Raw genomic sequence first — 20,706 nt, forward strand, 5'->3', positions numbered from 1 at the left:
TTTTTACTAACGTTTATTCAGTTCCCGCTCAATGATTTGTTCAAAGGTTTCCTTTCCCGCCGCGCCAGGGATTCTCTCATCGCCGATGATAAACGTCGGCACTGCCGTAATGCCGGCTTCCTCATAAGCATGGCGGAGCGCTTCCCGCTGTACGTCCTTGTACGCTCTTGTCTCAAGCGCCTCTTTGAAGGCAGCGCCGTCAAGTCCGGCTTCTTCCGCAAGCTTTGTCAGCACGCCAACGTCACCGATATTTTGTTCTTCCTGAAAGAACGCCTGAAAAACGCGTGTATGGTATTCGCTTCCTTTCCCATGTTCCTTTGCGAAATGAAAGCCTTCAAATGCCAAATCCGTGTAAGGATGCGGTGACACGCGGGGGAACGTGATGTCAACGCCTAACGACTGCGCCATCGGCTCAATGGAGTTTTTCCACATCTGCTGCTTGGCGGGATCATTCACCGGATCAAGTTTCGGCGAGGGGCTCGGACGCAATTCAAACGGCATCCATTCCACCTGTACGTCCTTGTCTTTGATAGCTTCTTCAAACGCCGCTTTGCCGACATAGCAAAACGGACATACATAATCAGAATATACTTTAATCTGCAGTGTCATTGTAAGTCTCCTTTCCTTATCATTTTAAGTTGTAACTTTTATAGTTACAAGCGTTTTTTAAAAAACACCTTCCATATGGAAGGTGTCACGATTCCAGCAGCCTTTGGGCGATATATTCTCCTTTTTTACAGCCCCCGGGACAGGCGAATAAGGAAGAGCCGATCGTTTGTGTGTATTCATTCAGCGCATCCTTTGCCGCCAAAGCCTTCAGCATCGGGACAAATTGGCGGTCCGGGTCTTTTTGAAAGCAGATAAACAGCAGGCCTGCGTCAACATAGCCCGTCTTCGGATCAATTCCGTCCGTATAGGAAAATGCTCGGCGCAGGATCTGTCTGCCGGTTGATTTTGCCACGCTGACATGCGAGTCGGCGGGAATTTGATTCAGCTTCACGGGATCGGTTTCCTTTTTTGTCCGAAAGGCGCGCCCGAGCTTTTCACCCGCCCGAACGTGTCCTCTTGTTCCTTCAAGGATGAACGGTCCCATATATCTAAAAACATCTTAATTTTCCTAAACGCCATGTACGTGCCGCCCGTCATCCAGTCCGGCTCTCCTGATTGAACCCAAACGATCGAATTCATCAGGTTTTCATCCTTCGTGCTTTGGTTGCCGGTACCGTCTTTGAATCCGAAGAGGTTGCGCGGTGTTTCTCCGTTTTTTCCGCCGCTTAAGAAACCTTTATTGAGAAAGCGGACTTCACACACACCCGATGCCTGTTTCATCAGATTGCGCACCGCGTGAAACGCCGTTTGTTCATTATCCGCGCAGACCTGTATGACGATATCACCGCCGCCTTGTTTCTTATCGAGCTTGTCGTTAGGCATCGGCGGAATATCGGCGAGGTGCTTCGGTTTTTTATCTTTCAGTCCGAAGCGGTCCTTCCCGTCTTTCTCGAAAAACCCGGGGCCGAAGCCGAAGGTAACGGTCAAATTCGTCGGTGCCAGATCCTGCGACTCCCCGGTATCCTGCGGAGGCATATATTTATTTTTCTGTTCGCCTGACGGGACGGCGCCTGAAGTCAGCAGCTGTGTCAGGCTTGTCCATTGTTTGAAAAGGGAGATGACATCGGCTTTGTCGCTTGACATGACATCAAGCGCCGCAAAATACACATACGTCTGATGCGCCGTTGTGATTCCTGCTTGGTGCTTTCCGTAAAAAGGAACGATTTGATCACGATCACGTTTTTCATCATTCTTCTTTGAAGCGGTGGCCGCCGGTTTGAAGAACGGCGCGAGTCCTCCGAGGCCGCTCGCTCCGACAGCGACGGCTGCGCCCGCGACGGCGCCCCACTTCAGGACATCCCGTCTGTGGATCTGTTTTTCCTTGTTATGTTCATCGCTCATGCTGTGTCTTAACTCCTTTTAAAGCACATCGGCAATCTTCGACATGGTTTCAGAAAGGGCCGTCAGCTTCGTGCTTATCTCTCTGATTTGATCTGTACTTAATTTATCACAAGACGTATACGATTGATCGCACGTTTTGTATTTCGACATCAAAACTTCAAATTCGCTGAATTCCGCATTAAGTTTTTCCGTGACCTCGAAATGATCTCTCACTGCGCGCTATTCACTGTTTTATAGAGGGCTTTTGAGCCTTCGGCGCCGGCGGTGATTGGTTCAGGCGTCACTTTGAGAGAAGCGATAGAGCCGTCAAACGCTTCGGTCGATATTGCAAGCTGATTGCTCTGTTCTTGACATACGGCTTATATTCTCCAAGTCCGTCACTGCCTTTTTGCACACACAGAAAAAGGGCCGCCCTATCGGGACAGCCCTGCTTTGGAGCGCCGAATTTCCTCTGAAAACTTCCGCGCCGCCGCTTTTGGATCTTCGGCTTGGCTGATGGCGCTGATCATGCTGACGCCGTCTGCACCCGCTTCAATGACGGGCGCCGCGTTGTCAGCCGTAATGCCGCCGATTCCTACAATCGGAATGGTGATGCCCTGACGCCGTACCTCTTCAATCAATGTAACGCCCTGCACGGCTTCAGCATCTTTTTTGTTTCGGTCGGATAGACCGGGCCCATTCCGACGTAATCGGCTCCGGCTTCTTCCGCCCGCTTCACCTCGGAGACGTTATGTGCTGACACACCGAGAATCATATCGCCGATTGCCGCTCTCGTTTCTTCGGCGTCTGCGTCATCCTGTCCGATATGCACTCCGTCCGCCTCAAGGCGCAAGGCCAATTCGACATCATCATTAATGATGAAAGGAATCCCGGCCTGCCTGCAGACATCCTGCACCCGCTTCGCGAACAGGACACGTTCATCCCCTGTTAAAGAACCGCTCCCCTTTTCCCGAAATTGAAAAAGCGTAGCGCCGCCCTCAATTGCTTTTTTCACCACGGAAACCGGGTCTGCGCTTGTATTGTTTGATCCCATAATAAAATAAACCGATAACATATCCTTCATCATTTCCCGAGAAATACGCGTCATTTTTCTGTCACCCTTTCAATTGCGGCAAGCTCGGCCGCTTCTTGTTCTGAGATGCTTGCCAGCTTGTTTAAAAGCTCAATCTGGAAGCTGCCCGGCCCCTTATGGGAGGTGTCCAAGGCGGCAAGCTGAGCGGCGCTTCCGTATACAGAAACGGCTGAAACGGCCGCTTGCAGAACGTCCTGCCCCGCTGCGCAGAAGGCTCCGATTACAGACGTCAGCAGGCATCCCGCCCCCGTCACCTTCGTCAGCAGTTTATCACCGTTATGTACGGCGTATGTGTCGGTGCCGTCGGAGATGACGTCGGTTTTTCCGGTAATCGCAATGACCGTCTTCAGCCTGCTTGCAGCCGTCTTAGCGAGCTGAACCACATCTCCTCCGGCTTCCCCCGCATCCACGCCTTTTATCTTCCAATCAGGGGCGCCGGCAATATTGGCGATTTCCGCGGCATTTCCGCGAATGACGGACAAGCGGACCTCCTGTATGATCTTGCGGGCTGATGCCGTCCGAAACGGCGTGGCGCCGGCGCCTACCGGATCAAAAATGACCGGAACACCGTTTTCATTGGCCGATTTTCCGGCTGCGATCATAGCTTCAACCGACGCCGAGCTGAGGGTGCCTATATTCAGGACGAGCGCTCCGGCGATTTTCGCCATGTCGGCGGCCTCCTCAATTGCATAAGCCATAACGGGTGATGCGCCGAGCGCGAGCAGTCCGTTAGCGGTGAAGTTCGTGACGACATTATTGGTGATACTGTGAACGAGCGGGTTTTGATCCCGCACTTTACTCAAGTGTTGAGCTGCGGTTTGTGCGTCCATGCTTAATCATCCTTTTTTCTCTTTTTCGGATTCCATAAATACGATTTCGTATGCTCCAGCCAGGCTCTGGCGGCAAAGGACATATAGCGGTCTTTCCGCCAAATGATGGCTAAATGCCACGGAATGACCGGATGAACGAGCGGAATGGTTCTGACTTTGTCAGGATCAAGACCGCGGCAGATTCTTTCCGGCAGCAGGCCGATACCGAGATTGGCGGATACCATTTCGCTGATAAAGTCCCACTGTGATGTTTCATAAATGACATGCGGCCTGAATCCGGCTTTCACGCATTCCGTCATAATTCGATTATGAAGGACAAAATCCTCCCTGAAAAATATGAACGGCTCCTCTTTCAATTCGTGAAGACTGCATTCTTTCTCGTCAGCGAGCCGATGTGACGGATGGACGACGAGCATAAGGGTTTCCTTGACAATTGTGAAGGTATGAAAAATCTCTTCATTCGCGGGAAGCACGACGACCCCGATATCAAGCGAGCCGTCCTCCACCCCTTGCTGCACTTTAATAGAGCCGTCCTCAACAAGCTGAAACGTCACATCGGGGTATGTGACGCGGAAGTCACCGAGCACTCTCGGGAAAAAGCCGGACCCGATCATCGGCGGAAGACCGATGCGGACGTGCCCTTTCTTCACTTCCATAATATCGTTCAGCTCTGACGTCAGGTTTTGGAATGACTTTGTGATTTCCTGCGCCTGCACATACATGCTCTGCCCGGCGTCAGTCAGTTCAACTTGCCGGCCATTGCGGTAAAACAGCTTAATGCCGAGCTCCGTCTCCAGGTTTTTAATCATTTTTGAGATTGTCGGCTGTGAAACATACAGAGACTGCGAAGCCTTCGTAAAGCTTTTCAAACGGGCCACTTCCAAGAAATACGTTAAGTGCCGGATATCCATTACATTTCATCCTTTCTATAGACAAAAGGAATACATATTATTCTTTATATGTATTTTACCTATAGCAAAACCTTCTGTACAATATAAATATAAGGGAGGCATCATTATGAAAAAATTGCTGCTTACCGTTATTCAAATCGCTCTGCTGTTTATATTTGCGCGTCTGATCAATTGGGTCACGGCGGCTCTTCATATAAATATTCCCGGCAGTATAATCGGGATTGTGATTCTTTTCACATTATTGCACTTCAAGATTATCAAACTTGAATGGATTGAGCTTGGCGCAGCATGGCTCCTCGGTGAGCTGCTGCTGTTTTTCATCCCGTCTGCCGTCGGAGTGATTGAATACGGAGATATTATGTCTAAATTTGGCGTAAGCATTTTACTTGTCGTCGTCATCAGCACATTTGTCGTGATGGTTTCAACAGGTACGCTTACACAGCTGATAGCAAAAAGAAAGGAGAAAAACAAACGTGTTCATCGGAATCATAAGTTTATTCTTAACTGTCTTAGTGTATTTGGGCGCGAAAAAACTCTACATTCGTTTTCCGCGGGTGTATACGTCGCCGCTTCTGATTACGCCCGCTGTTTTGGTCGTCCTGCTGCTTCTTGTCAATGTCCCGTATCAGACATACAATCTCGGCGGCGGACTGCTGACCGATATGCTTCAGCCGGCAACAGTGGCGTTCGCCATCCCGCTTTATAAATATTTCCCGATTTTAAAGAAATACGCCGTGGAAATTATTTTGAACGTAGCGGTCGGTTCATGTATCGCCATTCTGTCAACAGCCTTTATCGCAAAATGGTTCCATCTCGGCAGCAGCTTAGTCGACAGTCTCGTGCCGCGATCCGTGACGACGCCGATTGCCATGAACGTTTCAGAAATGATCGGCGGGATGCCGGCCGTTACAGCGGTTTTCGTCATTTTAACGGCTTTATTGGGAACGATCATCGGGCCGATGGTCATCCGCTATTTCCGCATTGATAACGAAATTGCCCGGGGCGTGCTGCTCGGAACTAGCGCGCACGGAGCGGGAACATCTAAAGCATTTGAGCTCAGCTCCGTATCAGGAACGATCTCAAGCGTGTCGATGATCCTCGCCGCGATTATGACACTGTGCGCGGCCCCGATTTTGCTTTCGTTTATGTCATAAAAGACTGCTCCTTACAGAGCGGTCTTTTTTTAGTTGCCATGAAGAATTGATTTGTCTGTCCTTCATAAAAAGACGAAAACACGATATGATAAGACATGAAGTGAAAAGACTGAAGAACGGATGTGTCATATGAACGGCCAGCAGCGAAGCAGCATCAGAAAAGGACTTGAAGTCGATATCGTCCTGAAAGCCGATCAGCGTTCAGGAAAGCTGACAAGAGGAATCGTCAAGGATATTTTGACGAACTCAAGCTTCCACCCGCACGGCATTAAGGTCCGCCTTGAAGACGGGCGAATCGGCCGGGTGCAGCACATTATTGAATAGAAAAAAGCCGGAGTTTCACGCCCGGCTTTTTTTCTTTAATTTCAGCAATGAAATCCTCATATGTTCTCCCTTTATATACAAAAAATCTTTAACCAACTATTGACTCTTACGTTGCGTAATACTTTAGAGTAGCCATTAAGGAGGCGGCAAACGTGATGGGTATGAAAGTAAAAGAAGTAGCTGAACTGATTGGAGTAAGCATACGTACTCTCCATCATTACGATCAAATCGGATTATTGACTCCTCAAGAAACGACCGATTCCGGTTATCGGCTTTATTCTGAAGAGAATCTTGAACAGCTGCAGCAGATACTATTTTTCAAGGAGCTCGATTTCTCCTTAAAAGAGATTAAAGAAATCATTAATAGTCCTTCATTTAACCGAAGGGAGGCATTCATTTTACAAAAGAAAATGTTGATTGAGAAACGGAATAGAGTCGATAAGATGATTGATACCATCGATAAATCAATCAAACATATGATGGGAGAGATTTGCATGACGAACAAAGAGCGGTTTGAGGGAATGAACTTCAATCATAATCTTTATGAACAAGAAGCCCGCAAACGGTGGGGTGATCAACCTGTCGATAAGGTAAATATTAGATTGAAAAACATGACTGATGGCGAGCAAAAAGATTTATCTGATAAGTGGACTGCAATGTTCAATAAATTTGCACTCCTTATTAAGCAATCTCCCGAGTCCCCAGACGTACAAACCGCTATCAAAGAGTGGTTTGATTTTCTCAATGAAAATTTTGGTGAATATTCTTTTGATGCCTTTTACGGATTAGGTCAACTCTATATTGAAGATGAACGCTTCACTAAGAACATCGACCGGTATGGTGAAGGGTTGGCGAAGCTCATGAGTGATGCCATTACAATTTATATAGATACTCAAAAAAAGGGTGGTACCCATTAAAATCATTATCGAGGATACAATTGGGCAATACGAAAAGTTATTTTCAATGATTGAAAATAGAGAAGATTATTATCGGTATTCAATGATGAAACCTTTTGAAGATATGTGGAAAAAGATTAATGTTCCCTTAAAGGCAAAGGAACCTAACGGATATGATGTAATCATGGCTGCAAATATGCTGGGCTATCTGAGCATATTTGATACGGAAACCGGAAGAAAAGCACTAGAGAATCTAAAAGAAATTCAAGCTCCTCAAATTGCATTTGACACTTTAACTCATTGTGTTAAATTTATCAAACAAAACCGCTTAAAAATAAATGCTGATGAAATAAGGTTTGGGATGTATCTGGCCAATCAAAAAAAGCTTGAATTACATAGAGGGTATTGTGGATTCGGAGGAATTCCGGGATTTATTCAAGTTTCAATATTCCCCAATTCATATAACATACCGAGACTGCCTGCTGTAATCGCACATGAATTTCATCATAATATTCGTTTTTCGTATTTCAATTGGGATTATGGGAACGTAACGGTTGGGGATTACTTAATGATAGAGGGGTTGGCAGAATCGTTTGCCAAAGAACTTTACGGAGAAGCTCTGTTAGGTCCCTGGGTTACTTCTTTTGAAAAAGAAGACTTAGAATACTCAAAAGAAATTATCAAAGACTCATTAAATGTGAAAGGATTTGCTGAGGTCAGCAGTTACATGTTTGGTGACACCTTTGCAGCCGAACAAGGTTATCAGCCTGTCGGCTTATCACCGTTTGCAGGTTATGCGGTTGGCTACCAAGCGGTGCAATCCTTCATGAAAGCCAACAATGTGGGGATTAGTGAGGCCACTTTACTTGGCACAGATGAGATACTAAGTAATAGCGGGTTTTTTCTTTAAACAGTAAGATATGAAGATTATTTATCCCGGATTAGAGCGATGGAAGAGGGTTTTCTTTTCCCCTCTTTCCACGCTATAAATGATCATCCTATTTTTTCCGCAAGAAAACAACCTTCAAATAGTTCCCTTCTTTAAACGCGGGAATCGTTTTGAAATCTTCCGGAAGCGTGTATTCTTCCAAAATGTCGTAACGCTCATTTGTTTCTTTAAAGGCGGTCTCTATAAAACCTTTAAATTTCTTCATATTGAAGGCGCTGCTGTTTGTCGAAGCGACGATGATGCCGTTTTTTGCAGTGATGGCGATCGTTTCCTTCAGCAGGTTTTTATAATCTTTCGCCGCGCTGAACGTCCGTTTTTTGTGCGGGCGAAAGAAGGCGGATCAAGGATGATGAGGTCAAACGCCAGCCCTTTTTTCTCCGCATAGCCGAAGTATTTGAAAACATCCATGACTTTAATGTCATGCGCCTCATAATCAATTCCGTTGGCGCTGAACTGTTCAATCGTTTTTGCGAGACTGCGGTTGGCGACATCGACGCTTGTCGTTTTCTCAGCTCCGCCAAGCGCCGCCGCAACGGAAAATGCCCCCGTATAAGAGAACGTATTCAGCACCCGTCTGCCGTTTGCATACTTGTCCCGAATCGCTTTGCGTACATGACGCTGGTCTAAGAAAATGCCCGTCATCGCCCCATCGTTTAAATCCACCGCGTACCGTATGCCGTTTTCTTGAACAATGACCGGAAAAGCTCCTCTTTCGCCTTTGACAAAATCGTCGTCTTCCACGTATTGCCCGGCAGTATCGAATCGTTTCTTTTCATAGATTGCTTTATAAGAAAGCTCCAGTCCGTCAATCGCCTCAATCATGCTGTCCTTATAAGCGTAAATGCCTTTACTGTACCATTGAATCAGCAGATAACCGTCATAAAAGTCAATCGTGACGCCGCCGATGCCGTCGCCCTCACCGTTGAAAAGCCGGAACGCCGTCGTATCGGGCGCCTTAAACAGATGAGCTCTTGCTTCAGCCGCTTTTTTCAGCTTGTCCAGAAAGAAACGTCCGTCGATCCGTTCATCTTTCGCGCGGGACAGCACCCAGCCGACTCCTTTATTCTGCAAACCGTAATAGCCTTTTCCGATAAACTCACCCTTCTCGGATGTCACATCAAAAAGATCGCCCTCTGTTAAATGAGCCGAGCTTCCGGACAGAGCGTCTTTTTCAATCAGGGGGAATCCTTTTTTCAGCTTTCCGGCAAATGTATCTTTCACTGTAAGTAGCTTCATTGTGCATTCCTCTTTCGTTTTGCTTTCTCTTATCGTACCATAAAACATGATCAACACCGCATTGTCCCGAAAAATTCAAAACAGGGGGAAAACCATGACAGCCAAAAGAATCGACCATACAGGCATTATGGTCAAAGATATTGAAACATCCATCGCCTTTTACCAAGACGTTCTCGGTATGCAGTTAAAGGATCGTATCACTCATACGAACGGCATTATTGAACTTGCCTTTCTCGGCTTTCAAGAAGGACCGGAGACCGAAATTGAGCTGATCCAGGGCTACAGCAGCGAGCTTCCCGCAGAAGGGAAAGTGCACCATGTCGCTTTATTGACTGAAGATATCGCGGCGGAGTTCACGCATGCGAAGCGTCAGGGCGCCGTATTTATTGATGAAGAAATCACGACACTTCCGAACGGGTACCGCTACTTTTACATTGAAGGACCTGACGGCGAATGGATCGAATTTTTCCAGCGTTAAAAAAACGGGCGAAAGCGCCCGTTTTTTTTTTATGTTTCTTCTGTGACGTTTTGTTCCGCCGCCCGTTCCTCTCTCCATTTTTTGAAGATCCCAAATTCGGAAAAACGGATAATAAATGATAAATGTAATCAGGAGATTGATCAGCTGCATGACCGAACCGGAGATTTTCCCGCCCGTCGCCAAATAACCGGAAATCAGCGGCGGCATCGTCCACGGCACGGCGATTCCCGCCGGTTTTGCCACCATCCCCGTGCTCATCCCGATGTACGTCGCCGTAATGGTCAAGAGCGGCGCAATGATAAAGGGCACGATTAACAGCGGATTCATGACGAGCGGCATCCCGAAAATAATCGGTTCGTTAATGTTAAAAATCGCGGGCCCGATGCCGAGACGGCCGAGCTGTTTCATCTGTTTGCTTCTGGAGCGCACAAGCATGGTCAGCACAAGGGCAAGCGTCGCTCCGCTTCCGCCGACATTAATCCATATTTGAAAGAACTGTGTCGTAAAAATGCTCGGCAGCGCTTCTCCCGCCTGAAAAGCCAAACGGTTGGCATCCATCGCCCCGTACCAGATCGGCGACATGACTCCGCCGATAATGGACGCGCCGTGTATGCCGCACGACCAAAGCAGCATTTGCACGAATTCGGCGATAAGACTTCCGCCGAGACTCCCGCCCAAAATAGACAGCGGGGTGCCCAGCAGATCGCCTACGACGTTGTGGAGGCTTTTAAAAGGAGTTATTTCAATAAACAGACGGGCCAGCCATACAAGCGTAATAATAATGAAACCGGGGATGAGCGCAACGAACGATTTGCTGACCGCAGGCGGCACTCCGTCAGGCATCTTAATAACGATATTTCTTTGTATGATAAACCGGTACACTTCCGTAGACAGCATTGCAATGATCATCGCGACAAACAGACCTTTGCTTCCGAGCAGCGAAATCGGAATGCCGCCTCCCACCATAATCTCTGTTGACGAGCCGTCAGGGATAAACGGAATCTGATACGGCGTCGCCAATAAAAAGGCGGCAAGGGCAATGGCTCCCGACGACAGGGCATCCACCTCATAGCTTTCCGCAAGCCGGTAAGCAATCCCAAAGGCGGCGACAAGCGCCATAATGTCAAAGGACGCATTCACGGGATACCCGAGCTTTTCAACCCAATTTTCACCGAAAAGACCAGCCATAAAATCGGCATAACCGGGAATCGGAAGACTCGTCAGAATCAGAAAAACCGATCCGATGATGATAAGCGGCATCGTCAAAATAATGCCGTCCCGCAAAGCTCTTAAGTGCCTTTGGCCGGCGACTTTTCCGGCGACAGGCATGATTTTTTCTTCCATGACCCGATTGAACGTACTCATTTATCAAAAACCCCCTTTTTGAGTTCATTGCGCAGATGTCTTAAAGCATTTTCTCCATCATATTTTGGAAACGCTTACATTTGCATACAGAAATTTTCCTTATCCCTCAGGAAAAAAAGAATTCCGCACTGCCGATATATAAAGAAAAAGGGGGAATTGCAATGTATCACACCCTGAAACCGATAATGGCCGCGGCCTTGTGCGTCGGACTGTTCTCCGCCGCGGCGCCCGCGCACGCCGAGACGCACGACCGGGACGTTATCGTGGTGTACAAAAATCAAAACGGCAAGGAATCCGCCATAGACAGCGGAGCGGATGTGGAACAGACCTATCAGCATCTCCCGGCAGTCGCCGTGTCAGCCGATTCGCAAACGGTGAAAAACCTGAAACAGGACCCTGACATCTTATATGTAGAAGACAATGTATCCTTTCAGGCAGCAGGCGGTTCTGATATCCGCCCGTTATCAGCGGCCCAAAGCAGCAGTTACGCGCTGCCGCAATGGGATATAGAACCGACTCAGGTTAAGCAGGCGTGGAAAGAAGGCTTGACGGGAAAAAAGGTGAAAGTGGCTGTCATTGACAGCGGCATTTATCCTCATGATGATCTGTCCATTGCGGGAGGCTATTCCGCAGTCAGCTATACTTCCTCATACAAAGATGACAACGGACACGGGACGCATGTCGCCGGAATCATTGCGGCCAAACATGACGGATACGGCATTGACGGCATCGCGCCGGATGTCCGGTTATATGCGGTTAAAGCATTAGACAGAAAAGGTGCGGGAGATCTTAAAAGCCTTCTTAAAGCGATCGACTGGTCGATCGCCAATAAAATGGACATCATCAATATGAGCCTCGGGACAAACGCAGACAGCAAAAGTCTTCACGACGCCGTTGACAAAGCTTACAAAAAAGGAATCGTGATCGTAGCCGCCGCAGGAAACGACGGCAACAAAAAACCCGTCAATTATCCGGGCGCCTACAGCAGCGTAACGGCAGTCTCAGCGTCAACTGAAAAAAACGGGCTCGCGTCTTTTTCCACGACCGGAAAACAAATTGAGTTTGCCGCACCCGGCACCAATATTACGAGCACATATCTGAATCAAATGTACGCCACGGCTGACGGCACATCTCAAGCCGCGCCGCACGTCACCGGCATGTTCGCGCTGCTCAGGCAGAAATATCCGGAGGAAACAAATACACAGCTCCGGCAGCAGATGCAGCAAAACGTCAAAGATCTGGGCGCTCCCGGACGTGACAGCCGATTCGGGTACGGACTGGTGCAATATCACACAAAGCAAAAGAGCTTTGCCGAACGGGCCGTAATAAAAGCGGAAAAGACGAAAAAGCAGGCAGATATCAATGAAGCAAAAACGGCAGTCAGCAAACTGTCCAAGTCAAAAGGAAAAACCGCTCTCGAGGCGCGGATCAATAAAGTTCAGACGGCAAGAAATGTGACGGACGCAAGAGACAAAGTCCGGACTGCCGAAAAACAAAAGAAAAAACCGCCGTCAATGCCGCACAAAGCGCCATCCGCAAATTACCGGCCGGTTCAGAGAAAAAAGGGCTGCAAAAGCGGCTGAACGCTGTCAACTCAAGCCTTTTGAAAACAGCTGAGGCCAGCGTCAAGCAGGCGGAAAAAAGACCTCTGAAGCCAACACCGCAAAAGCCCAAAAAGCAGTCAGCGAAATCCAGCCGGGAAAAGAAAAAACCGCTCTGGAAAAACGGCTTGGCCGGATAAAAGATAAACTCAACCTGCAGCAGGCAAGGGACAAAGTAAAAACGGCGGAAAAACCAAGACGAAAAAAGCAAAATCAGCGGCGCAAACGGCAGTCAGCCGATTGAAGCCGTCTGCCGAAAAGACCAGCCTGCAAAAACGCGTGCGTGCGATTCGGGTGAAATAATAAAAAAACGCTTGGGAGCCGGTCAACGGCTTCACAAGCGTTTTCATCACACCTGCCTATTGGTTCATGGCCGGGCGGTCAATCGTGTTCCATTTCGTAAAGGACATATATCGGAAATAATGATCACGATACGGGTGCGAGGTGCCTGTATTCCAAGGCTTGTCCCCGCCGCAGAAATGGACGATGGCCGGTTCGGCACGTGTTTCTCTGTAACGTATACGGTCGATCAGTTCAGGAGGCGTTTTCTCATTCATGATAATATGCGTCTGCGCGTTCCAGCGCGGATGCAGTTCATGCCATTGATCATATAAGATCGCGTTAAGCGCGTCCTGATCATGAAACACGAGAAAATCCTCCGAGCTGTTATCATTGATAAAATCAATCACTTTTTTAGAAATATTCTGTTTTCTCCAAGGTTCGAAATCTATAATCATAATACCGGAATTAAAATACTTGGCAGTGTCGCTGATATTCATTTTTTTCAGTCTTTCATGCTGTCCGGCATCTTCTACCGCCGCAACTATTGCCGGGGAAATATCCAAGTCCCATAAAACCGAAATATCTTCCATCACAATTGCATCGCAATCGATGTAAATCATCCGCTTTACAGACTCATCCTTAATTAAATCAGGGATAGAAATGCGGTAATAAGCCGCTTTTGTAATGTGGCTGCTTTCGACTGCATGCTTGTATTGATCAGCGTCTACTTCTAAAAATTCAAGCGGCGTCCCGAATGACATCGCAGTCTGTTCAAGCTTGTCCTTGTTTTCGGCAGTAATTCCGCCGTCGATCACATATAATTTGGCATTCCTTGTTTTATCCATATTCATCAATAAAGAAGCGAACATCCCACCCAAATGACGAGCATAATGATCATCGGCACATGATACGATATGCATTGTTTCATTCTTTCCCACTGATATTCATCTCCCTTTTTGTTGTACAAATGTCTTTCCCTTTTTAAAAAGTAAACCTCGATCCTACACATTTTTTCTGCGGGAATGTGCTGTTTGCGATTTGATATCTATTGCATTCTCTGTTCAAATTCAATCAGAATTTCAGCCTGAATCGTCGTCAGAATACATCGTGCGGGAAAGCGAAAACGCGTAAACATAAAAACAACCAGCCGGACTGCGTATAATAGCGGTCCGGCTGGTTGTGACGGGTCAATCGTTTAATCGACTTCTTTCTTAATCCCAAGCATCTTTTCGTCTAAATAATGGGCGATGTCCGCCGCTTCCTTCAGCTCGTCGGTCAGATGCTTTGGGACTTCGTTATTTAATTTGTAATAAATTTTGTGTTCAAGGCTCGCCCAAAAATCCATGGCGATGGTGCGGATTTGAATTTCCGCCTTCACATATTCCACACGATTCGTCAAATAAACGGGAATTTCAATAATCAAATGCAGACTGCGGTAGCCGTTCGGCTTCGGATGTTTGATATAATCCTTCACCTTTACGATCTTCAGGTCCTTATGCTGCTTCAGAACCTCAGCGACATTATAAATATCGGAAATAAAGGAACAGATAATCCTGACACCCGCGATATCATGAATATGCTCTTTCATTTCCTGCGTCGTCACATCGCAGCCTTTGCGCATCAGTTTATTGACGATGCTTTCAAAACTTTTCACGCGTGATTTTGTATGCTCGATCGGGTTATGCCCGTGAATCAGATTATATTCCTGGCTGATGATCGAAAACTTCGTATCCAGCTCATCTAAAGCGAATTTATAAACTAATAATTCATTTTTCCAATCTTCCATGACCGTTTTTAAATCATCCATATGGGCTGTTGACAAGTCCATTTTTTTCATCTCCTTGCTTTGCTGTCCATATATGAGACGGGTCAGTCCGCGGTCAGGTTCTTTACAATATCGTGAAGATTATGTCATAAAAAAAAGCAAATGCCGGTTATGGCATTTGCCCTTTCATTTGATCAGCGGAAATAACTGATCAGGAGTCCGATTGAAAGCAGGAATCCGAAGAATGTATTGGTTTGCGCCGTTGATTTCATCGCAATAATCATGTTCATCGGCATTTCGTTTTTCACAAAGCCTTTCACGGCCTGAACGGGTTTCGGCACGCTCAAAAAGACCAGGAACAGCCACGGGCTTGTGTAACCCATGATGACAAGACCGACGATCCAGATGTAAGCGATGGCAAAAGATGCGGCCAGTATCATGACGGCCCCTCTATGCCCCATCAAAATGGCCAGCGTTTTACGTCCGCCTTTTTTATCTTCCTCAATATCACGAATATTGTTGGACAGGTTAATCGCTCCGACCAGGATGGCGATCGGGATGGAAATCAAAATGCTCTGTTCATTAATTCTGCCTGTCTGAATGAAGAAAGAAATAAGGACAAATACAGAGCCCATGCAAATGCCGGAGAACAGTTCCCCGAACGGTGTATACGCAATCGGCAGCGGGCCGCCCGTATACAGATAGCCGATCAGCATGCCGGCAAGGCCGATAGCCGCAAGCCACCAGCTGCTGCTCATGCAGATATAAACACCGAGCACGAGGGCAATCGCATAAGAGCCGAGCGCCAGCTGCAGAATTGTTTTCGGCTTCATGCCGTGGCGGACGATCGCTCCGCCGATACCGACGGAATCCTCCGTATCTAAACCGCGTTTAAAATCGTAATATTCATTGAATAAGTTCGTGGCGATCTGGATCCAGAGACAGGAAAACAGCATGGCCAAAAACAGCAGGAAATCAACCTTTACGTAAAACATCGCCAATACGGTGCCGAGAAGTACGGGCACAAACGATGCCGTCAATGTATGAGGGCGGGTTAGCTGCCACAAAATGCGGCCCATGCTTTCTTTCTCGGGCGTCTTTTGGCTGCCCCCCATATTGTTTTGATTCATTTTCCTCTTCCTTTCTATTAAAAGGCTTTCACAGTCAGCCGATAACAGTAGTGTTGAATTGGGGTTTTCACGTTTTCTGCTACCTTATCTATCATAATAATTTCTTCCTCATTTCACAAGATGCGGCGCTTTATCAGCTATCCTGCCGGAAACGGCTTTTCGCCCTTCTCCATTGGGGTTCGGCACAAGCCTGCTTAAGAAAAAGCCGCCAAAATTTTTTTACCTCGTTTATATTTACGATAAGTTAAAAATCCCGCCTGAACAGCGCTTTTTTAGTATGATCATTTTCCAATTTATACATGCGTGTTTTCCATCCTTTTGTTTCTCATTCATTTTTAAGGAAATTTTAAGCTTAGGATATTAGACATATTTTGAAACTTTTTGTTAATCTAATCGTCATATACTGGTGTAATTATTGAATACGCGGGGAAGGAATTTTGAATATGATGCAAAAATTAAAACGTGCTTATGAAAATACATTGATCAAATGGACGTTTCATACGGGCTTTTATTTTCTGATATTAGTATTGCTCTTTTGGATGTATGGATTTCATACAGCGAATACCGGCACTTATATTTACAACGATTTCTAATCGGGGAGGATAACTATGAAACTACTTGATGCTATAAAAACATACGCAGACGCCAAGCCGCAGGCCATAGCGTTTCGTTCCTTAGATCATTCCCTCACTTACGGGGAATTATGGGATTTGTCGGAGCGGGTTGCGTCCGGCATTCAAAAACATACAGCTGACGGTTCGAAAGCGCCTGTCCTGGTTTACGGACATATGGAGCCGAATATGATCGTTTCTTTCTTGGGAAGCGTCAAAGCGGGCCGCCCTTACATCCCTGTCGATGTTTCCATTCCGCCGGAGCGGATCGTCAAAATCATTGAAAGCTCAGGCGCAGAGCTGCTTATCAGCGTATCGGGCGATGCAGTCGATACGGGAAGCAATCTGATTAAAACCGTTACGCCCGAAGAGCTTGCAGCTGACGGAGATCCAGACCTCAGCCGTGAGAACTGGGTAAAAGAGCTGGATACGTTTTACATTATTTACACGTCCGGCAGCACGGGAAATCCGAAGGGCGTGCAGATATCGGCTGATAACCTGCAAAGCTTCACTGACTGGATCTGCAGGGATTTTCCTGTGGGCGGGGGTAAGACATTCTTAAACCAAGCTCCGTTTTCTTTTGATTTATCTGTCATGGACATTTTCCCGTCGCTTCAAACGGGAGGTACGCTGCACTGCGTAACGAAAGACAAAATCAATAAACCGAAAGTACTATTTGAAGAGCTGGAGAAATCCAAACTGAACGTGTGGACATCGACGCCGTCTTTCGTCCAAATGTGTCTGATGGACCCCGGCTTTACGCAGGAGCTCCTGCCTGAGGCAGAAGTATTTATGTTTTGCGGAGAAGCGCTTCCGGCTGCCGTGGCACAGGAACTGTTAAACCGTTTTCCGAAGGCCCGCGTATTCAATACATACGGCCCGACTGAAACAACGGTTGCCGTCACCTCCGTTGAAATTACGCAGCAGATTATCGATGAAAATGAATCTCTGCCCGTCGGTTTTGCAAAACCCGATATGAATATCTTCATCATGGATGAAAACGGGAATAAGCTTCCGGACGGAGAAAAAGGGGAAATCATCATCGCCGGCCCGAGCGTGAGCAAAGGCTATCTCGGTGAACCGTCTCTGACTGAAAAAGCGTTTTTCTCAATTGACGGCCAGTGGGCATATCACACGGGTGATGCCGGTTATGTTCAGGATGGTCAGATTTTCTGCCAAGGACGCCTTGATTTCCAGATTAAGCTTCACGGCTACCGCATGGAGCTGGAGGAAATCGAAGTACATGTAAGGCAGTCTCAATATGTGCGCACGGCGGTTGTCATCCCGTATCAGCCTAACGGACCAGTCGAATATTTAATTGCCGCCATCGTGCCTGAAAAACATGATTTTGAAAAAGAATTCCAGCTGACAAGCGCCATTAAGAAAGAACTGGCCGCTTCGCTTCCGGCCTACATGATTCCGAGAAAATTCATTTATCAGGATCACATTCAAATGACTGCGAACGGAAAAATCGACCGTAAACGCATTGGCGAAGAGGTTCTTGTATGACGCCTTACAGCTCGTTTTTCTTCTTTATCTTACTTGGAATCCTTCTTTTGCCGACGATTATTTTAGGGCTGAACGGCAAGAGATTCCAAGGATACAACATGTTTATATCCATCATCGTATTGGCTTTGATTTTCGCGCATGATCTGCACGGCGTGATCGCACTATGTATCTTTACGCTGTGGCAGGTGCTTTTAATCAGGGGTTATCTCGCTTACAGACTGAAAGCCAACAGCGGCTTTGTCTTCAGTATGGCCGTGATCGCGTCTATTTTACCCCTGTTTTTATCTAAATTATGGCCGTTTTTCTTCCCGCCGGTGCCTCATCACCCGGTTCATAACCTGATCAGTTTCTTAGGAATTTCTTATTTGACATTTAAAGGCGTCCAGCTGATCATGGAAACGAGAGACGGACTGATTAAAGAAAAAATGCCGCTTCACCGCCTTTTGTACTTTATTATGTTTTTCCCGACCATTTCTTCCGGCCCGATCGACAGATACCGCAGATTTGCCAAGGACGAACAGAAAGTATGGACAAAGGGAGAATACGCTGATTTACTGTATACCGGCATTCATAAAATTTTTATCGGTTTCTTATACAAATTCATTATCGGATATGCGATTAACACGTATTTCATTATGAATCTGTCTCATATCACCCACAGCAAACTGTGGGGTAATGTGCTGTACATGTACGGATACAGCTTGTACCTGTTTTTTGATTTTGCGGGTTACACGATGTTTGCCGTCGGTGTAAGCTATATCATGGGTATCAAATCTCCGGAAAACTTTAATAAGCCGTTTATCAGCAAAAACATTAAAGACTTCTGGAACCGCTGGCACATGTCCTTATCCTTCTGGTTCAGAGACTACGTATTTATGCGCTTTGTTTTCTGGATGACAAAGAAAAAATGGATAAAGAACCGGATGGCCGTCTCGAACATCGGGTATTTCCTGCTGTTCATGCTGATGGGCGTCTGGCACGGACTCGCCCTGCAATATATTGTATACGGCCTGTACCACGCCGTATTAATGACCGGGTATAACTTTTTTGAGAAATGGAATAAGAAATACAAGTGGCTGCCCGCCAATCGTTTTACGGCCTTTTTAGCCATCGTCATCACATTCCATTTCGTATGTTTCGGATTTTATATTTTCTCAGGAAAACCATTTCATCACTAAAGGAGATTGAAAACACATGGAATTTAAACAGGAAGTATTAGACGTATTAGCTGAAGTTTGTCAGGAGGACGCTGTGAAAGAAAATCCTGATATTGAAATCTTTGAAGAAGGACTGCTTGATTCTTTCGGAACAGTAGAACTGCTGGTCGCCATCGAAAACCGCTTCGGCATTACAGTGCCGATCACTGAATTTGACCGTGACGAGTGGAATACGCCAAACAACATTGTAAACAAACTGACTGAGTTGAAGTAAATGAAAAAGCGTTTCTTTGGACCAATTATTTTAGCGTTTGTCCTGTTTGTCGGAGCTATCGCAGTTCCGGCTTCATGGCTTACGCGCTTCATTCCTGAAAAACGTGTCGAAGAGTCGGCAGCGGCCTTAAATCCGAATATGTTCCAGGGGCTCTATCTGCAAAACAAAATGTTCGAAGACTCGAAGTATATGCCGATTTTCGGTTCTTCCGAGCTTTCAAGACTGGATGAGTTTCACCCGTCCAACTATTTCCAAGTGAACAACCAAGGCTTTACGCCTTATCTTGTCGGAAAAGGCGGGGACCAATCCTTGATACACGCCGTGAACTTTGCGGCGCATTATCAGCAGCTGAAGGGCAAAAAGCTGGTATTCATTGTTTCTCCGCAATGGTTTATCAAAAAAGGTTCTGATGAACAGCACTTTGCGCCGAATTTTTCATCACTTCAGGCATTGGATTTAGCATTTAATAACCAGATTGATCCCGCGGTCAAAAAGAACATGATGAAGCGCATGCTCCGTTTTAAAGTCGTTCAGCATGATGCCGTCCTTTCTGAATTATACAAGGGAATGGTCAACGGACAATCATGGAAAGTGAAAGCGGTCATGCCGGCTGCCAAAGCTTATTATTCTCTGCTTGAGAAAAAAGATCTTTATTATTCAATGGGAGAAACCAAGGGCCCTGAACGGACGATCTCTGAAAACCTGAAAGGGAAATCGTGGTCAGAGTTAAAGACAGCCGCCGCTCAATTAGGAGAACGGAGCTCCAAGTCCAATCCTTTCTATATCGATGACGCTTCTTATAAAAAGATTAAGAAGAAAGTAAAGAGAGTGAAAGGAATCAACAAAGGAAGAACGTACGCCAAATCAGTCGAATATCACGACTTTGAGGATATGCTGGACATTCTGAAAGATGCCGGCGCTGAACCGATGTTCGTGGTTATTCCGGTCAACGGAAAATGGTATGACTACACCGGCTTCCCGAAAAAAGGCCGGACTGATTACTACAAAAAAGTCACTAAGCAAATTAAAGCGAAGGGCTTTCAGGTTGCCGACTTATCCGGGCACGAATATGATCCGTACTTTATGAAAGACACCATCCATATCGCCTGGAAGGGCTGGGTGTACGTCGATAAAGCAATGGAGCAGTTTTACAAAACCGGCAAGGTGACGGTTCACTGAGCACAGTGATGACAGAATACGTAAAAACGAACA

Annotated in this window: 17 protein-coding genes and 7 pseudogenes; 12 read left to right on the plus strand and 12 right to left on the minus strand. The window is 46.6% G+C overall.

What is annotated here, in order from left to right; genetic code table 11:
• Positions 1-6: 6 nt before the first annotated feature.
• The 7 genes and pseudogenes from D368_RS01710 to cidR all read right to left on the minus strand — a co-directional run bounded on the left by D368_RS01710 (position 7) and on the right by cidR (position 4,763).
• Entirely contained in the window at positions 7-609 is a 603-nt protein-coding gene (locus D368_RS01710; protein ID WP_039253377.1) for a DsbA family oxidoreductase, read from the minus strand.
• An 85-nt stretch (positions 610-694) separates the two neighbouring features.
• Positions 695-1,950, minus strand: a pseudogene (gene efeB / locus D368_RS01715) (iron uptake transporter deferrochelatase/peroxidase subunit).
• An 18-nt stretch (positions 1,951-1,968) separates the two neighbouring features.
• Positions 1,969-2,291: pseudogene (locus D368_RS19785) on the minus strand (Efem/EfeO family lipoprotein); the annotation flags it as partial.
• A 72-nt stretch (positions 2,292-2,363) separates the two neighbouring features.
• The gene (locus D368_RS19790; RefSeq protein ID WP_486129204.1) at positions 2,364-2,531 is read right to left on the minus strand and encodes a beta/alpha barrel domain-containing protein; all 168 of its coding nucleotides are present in this window, start codon (positions 2,529-2,531) and stop codon (positions 2,364-2,366) included.
• Positions 2,505-3,037: pseudogene (gene thiE / locus D368_RS01725) on the minus strand (thiamine phosphate synthase); the annotation flags it as partial. The gene D368_RS19790 and the pseudogene thiE, both read right to left, overlap by 27 nt.
• A complete protein-coding gene (gene thiM / locus D368_RS01730) occupies positions 3,034-3,852 on the minus strand; it encodes a hydroxyethylthiazole kinase (RefSeq protein ID WP_128574493.1) in 819 nt (272 codons plus the stop codon). The pseudogene thiE and the gene thiM, both read right to left, overlap by 4 nt.
• Before the next feature lie 2 nt (positions 3,853-3,854).
• A complete protein-coding gene (gene cidR, locus D368_RS01735) occupies positions 3,855-4,763 on the minus strand; it encodes a cidABC operon transcriptional activator CidR (RefSeq protein ID WP_003150908.1) in 909 nt (302 codons plus the stop codon).
• 106 nt (positions 4,764-4,869) lie between these two features.
• On the opposite strand from cidR, the pseudogene D368_RS01740 reads away from it, so the two are divergent.
• The 5 genes and pseudogenes from D368_RS01740 to D368_RS01760 all read left to right on the plus strand — a co-directional run bounded on the left by D368_RS01740 (position 4,870) and on the right by D368_RS01760 (position 8,047).
• Positions 4,870-5,255: pseudogene (locus D368_RS01740) on the plus strand (CidA/LrgA family holin-like protein).
• Positions 5,237-5,917: a CidB/LrgB family autolysis modulator gene (locus D368_RS01745; RefSeq protein WP_012118753.1), complete on the plus strand. Its 681-nt coding sequence runs from the start codon at positions 5,237-5,239 to the stop codon at positions 5,915-5,917. Before D368_RS01740 ends, D368_RS01745 begins: the two are co-directional and overlap by 19 nt.
• A gap of 129 nt (positions 5,918-6,046) precedes the next feature.
• The gene (locus D368_RS01750) at positions 6,047-6,241 is read left to right on the plus strand and encodes a YwbE family protein (protein ID WP_128574494.1); all 195 of its coding nucleotides are present in this window, start codon (positions 6,047-6,049) and stop codon (positions 6,239-6,241) included.
• Between the two features lie 155 nt (positions 6,242-6,396).
• Positions 6,397-7,158 carry a MerR family transcriptional regulator gene (locus D368_RS01755; RefSeq protein WP_062623605.1) on the plus strand — a complete coding sequence of 254 codons (762 nt, stop codon included), beginning with the start codon at positions 6,397-6,399 and terminating at the stop codon, positions 7,156-7,158.
• A 46-nt stretch (positions 7,159-7,204) separates the two neighbouring features.
• Positions 7,205-8,047, plus strand: a complete 843-nt coding sequence (locus tag D368_RS01760; RefSeq protein ID WP_079898253.1) for a DUF2268 domain-containing putative Zn-dependent protease — start codon at positions 7,205-7,207, stop codon at positions 8,045-8,047.
• Positions 8,048-8,135: 88 nt separating this feature from the next.
• Here the strand turns inward: D368_RS01760 and D368_RS01765 are convergent.
• A pseudogene (locus tag D368_RS01765) lies at positions 8,136-9,322 on the minus strand (class I SAM-dependent rRNA methyltransferase).
• A gap of 94 nt (positions 9,323-9,416) precedes the next feature.
• Between D368_RS01765 and glxA the strand changes: the two are divergent.
• Complete coding sequence (gene glxA, locus D368_RS01770) at positions 9,417-9,800, plus strand: glyoxalase GlxA (RefSeq protein ID WP_003150894.1); 384 nt, start codon at positions 9,417-9,419, stop codon at positions 9,798-9,800.
• Positions 9,801-9,829: 29 nt separating this feature from the next.
• On the opposite strand, the pseudogene celB reads toward glxA, so the two are convergent.
• Positions 9,830-11,165, minus strand: a pseudogene (gene celB, locus D368_RS01775) (PTS cellobiose transporter subunit IIC).
• A 161-nt stretch (positions 11,166-11,326) separates the two neighbouring features.
• On the opposite strand from celB, the pseudogene D368_RS01780 reads away from it, so the two are divergent.
• Positions 11,327-13,069: pseudogene (locus D368_RS01780) on the plus strand (S8 family peptidase).
• A gap of 56 nt (positions 13,070-13,125) precedes the next feature.
• Here D368_RS01780 and D368_RS01785 read toward each other — a convergent pair.
• From D368_RS01785 to D368_RS01795, 3 genes are all read right to left on the minus strand, one after another.
• Positions 13,126-13,986, minus strand: coding sequence for a glycosyltransferase family 8 protein (locus D368_RS01785; RefSeq protein WP_128574495.1), 861 nt, complete (start codon positions 13,984-13,986; stop codon positions 13,126-13,128).
• 257 nt (positions 13,987-14,243) lie between these two features.
• Entirely contained in the window at positions 14,244-14,876 is a 633-nt protein-coding gene (gene ywaC / locus D368_RS01790; RefSeq protein ID WP_007407732.1) for a GTP pyrophosphokinase YwaC, read from the minus strand.
• A gap of 131 nt (positions 14,877-15,007) precedes the next feature.
• Positions 15,008-15,943 carry a 1,4-dihydroxy-2-naphthoate polyprenyltransferase gene (locus tag D368_RS01795; protein ID WP_003150884.1) on the minus strand — a complete coding sequence of 312 codons (936 nt, stop codon included), beginning with the start codon at positions 15,941-15,943 and terminating at the stop codon, positions 15,008-15,010.
• A 443-nt stretch (positions 15,944-16,386) separates the two neighbouring features.
• On the opposite strand from D368_RS01795, the gene D368_RS01810 reads away from it, so the two are divergent.
• From D368_RS01810 to dltD, 5 genes are read left to right on the plus strand one after another with little or no spacing between them, the layout of a single operon-like run.
• On the plus strand, positions 16,387-16,536 hold the full coding sequence (locus tag D368_RS01810) for a teichoic acid D-Ala incorporation-associated protein DltX (protein ID WP_003150882.1): 150 nt from the start codon (positions 16,387-16,389) through the stop codon (positions 16,534-16,536).
• A gap of 15 nt (positions 16,537-16,551) precedes the next feature.
• On the plus strand, positions 16,552-18,063 hold the full coding sequence (dltA, locus tag D368_RS01815; protein WP_101562547.1) for a D-alanine--poly(phosphoribitol) ligase subunit DltA: 1,512 nt from the start codon (positions 16,552-16,554) through the stop codon (positions 18,061-18,063).
• Positions 18,060-19,241: a D-alanyl-lipoteichoic acid biosynthesis protein DltB gene (gene dltB / locus D368_RS01820; RefSeq protein ID WP_015240830.1), complete on the plus strand. Its 1,182-nt coding sequence runs from the start codon at positions 18,060-18,062 to the stop codon at positions 19,239-19,241. Before dltA ends, dltB begins: the two co-directional genes overlap by 4 nt.
• Before the next feature lie 16 nt (positions 19,242-19,257).
• Positions 19,258-19,494: a D-alanine--poly(phosphoribitol) ligase subunit 2 gene (gene dltC / locus D368_RS01825; protein WP_003150875.1), complete on the plus strand. Its 237-nt coding sequence runs from the start codon at positions 19,258-19,260 to the stop codon at positions 19,492-19,494.
• Entirely contained in the window at positions 19,495-20,673 is a 1,179-nt protein-coding gene (gene dltD / locus D368_RS01830; protein WP_015387523.1) for a D-alanyl-lipoteichoic acid biosynthesis protein DltD, read from the plus strand. It begins immediately after the preceding gene.
• Positions 20,674-20,706 lie beyond the last annotated feature (33 nt).

The organism is Paenibacillus lentimorbus NRRL B-30488 (assembly GCF_000411595.1).
In the GTDB taxonomy this organism is placed as follows: domain Bacteria; phylum Bacillota; class Bacilli; order Bacillales; family Bacillaceae; genus Bacillus; species Bacillus velezensis.

What these genes read in the sequence shown, in the direction of transcription:
- D368_RS01760 (WP_079898253.1), top strand. Translation starts at nt 7,205, where the DNA reads ATGATTGAAAATAGAGAAGATTATTATCGGTATTCAATGATGAAACCT.
- thiM (WP_128574493.1), bottom strand. Translation starts at nt 3,852, where the DNA reads ATGGACGCACAAACCGCAGCTCAACACTTGAGTAAAGTGCGGGATCAA.
- ywaC (WP_007407732.1), bottom strand. Translation starts at nt 14,876, where the DNA reads ATGGACTTGTCAACAGCCCATATGGATGATTTAAAAACGGTCATGGAA.
- dltB (WP_015240830.1), top strand. Translation starts at nt 18,060, where the DNA reads ATGACGCCTTACAGCTCGTTTTTCTTCTTTATCTTACTTGGAATCCTT.
- cidR (WP_003150908.1), bottom strand. Translation starts at nt 4,763, where the DNA reads ATGGATATCCGGCACTTAACGTATTTCTTGGAAGTGGCCCGTTTGAAA.
- dltC (WP_003150875.1), top strand. Translation starts at nt 19,258, where the DNA reads ATGGAATTTAAACAGGAAGTATTAGACGTATTAGCTGAAGTTTGTCAG.
- dltA (WP_101562547.1), top strand. Translation starts at nt 16,552, where the DNA reads ATGAAACTACTTGATGCTATAAAAACATACGCAGACGCCAAGCCGCAG.
- dltD (WP_015387523.1), top strand. Translation starts at nt 19,495, where the DNA reads ATGAAAAAGCGTTTCTTTGGACCAATTATTTTAGCGTTTGTCCTGTTT.
- D368_RS01810 (WP_003150882.1), top strand. Translation starts at nt 16,387, where the DNA reads ATGATGCAAAAATTAAAACGTGCTTATGAAAATACATTGATCAAATGG.
- D368_RS01750 (WP_128574494.1), top strand. Translation starts at nt 6,047, where the DNA reads ATGAACGGCCAGCAGCGAAGCAGCATCAGAAAAGGACTTGAAGTCGAT.
- D368_RS01710 (WP_039253377.1), bottom strand. Translation starts at nt 609, where the DNA reads ATGACACTGCAGATTAAAGTATATTCTGATTATGTATGTCCGTTTTGC.
- D368_RS01795 (WP_003150884.1), bottom strand. Translation starts at nt 15,943, where the DNA reads ATGAATCAAAACAATATGGGGGGCAGCCAAAAGACGCCCGAGAAAGAA.
- glxA (WP_003150894.1), top strand. Translation starts at nt 9,417, where the DNA reads ATGACAGCCAAAAGAATCGACCATACAGGCATTATGGTCAAAGATATT.
- D368_RS01755 (WP_062623605.1), top strand. Translation starts at nt 6,397, where the DNA reads ATGGGTATGAAAGTAAAAGAAGTAGCTGAACTGATTGGAGTAAGCATA.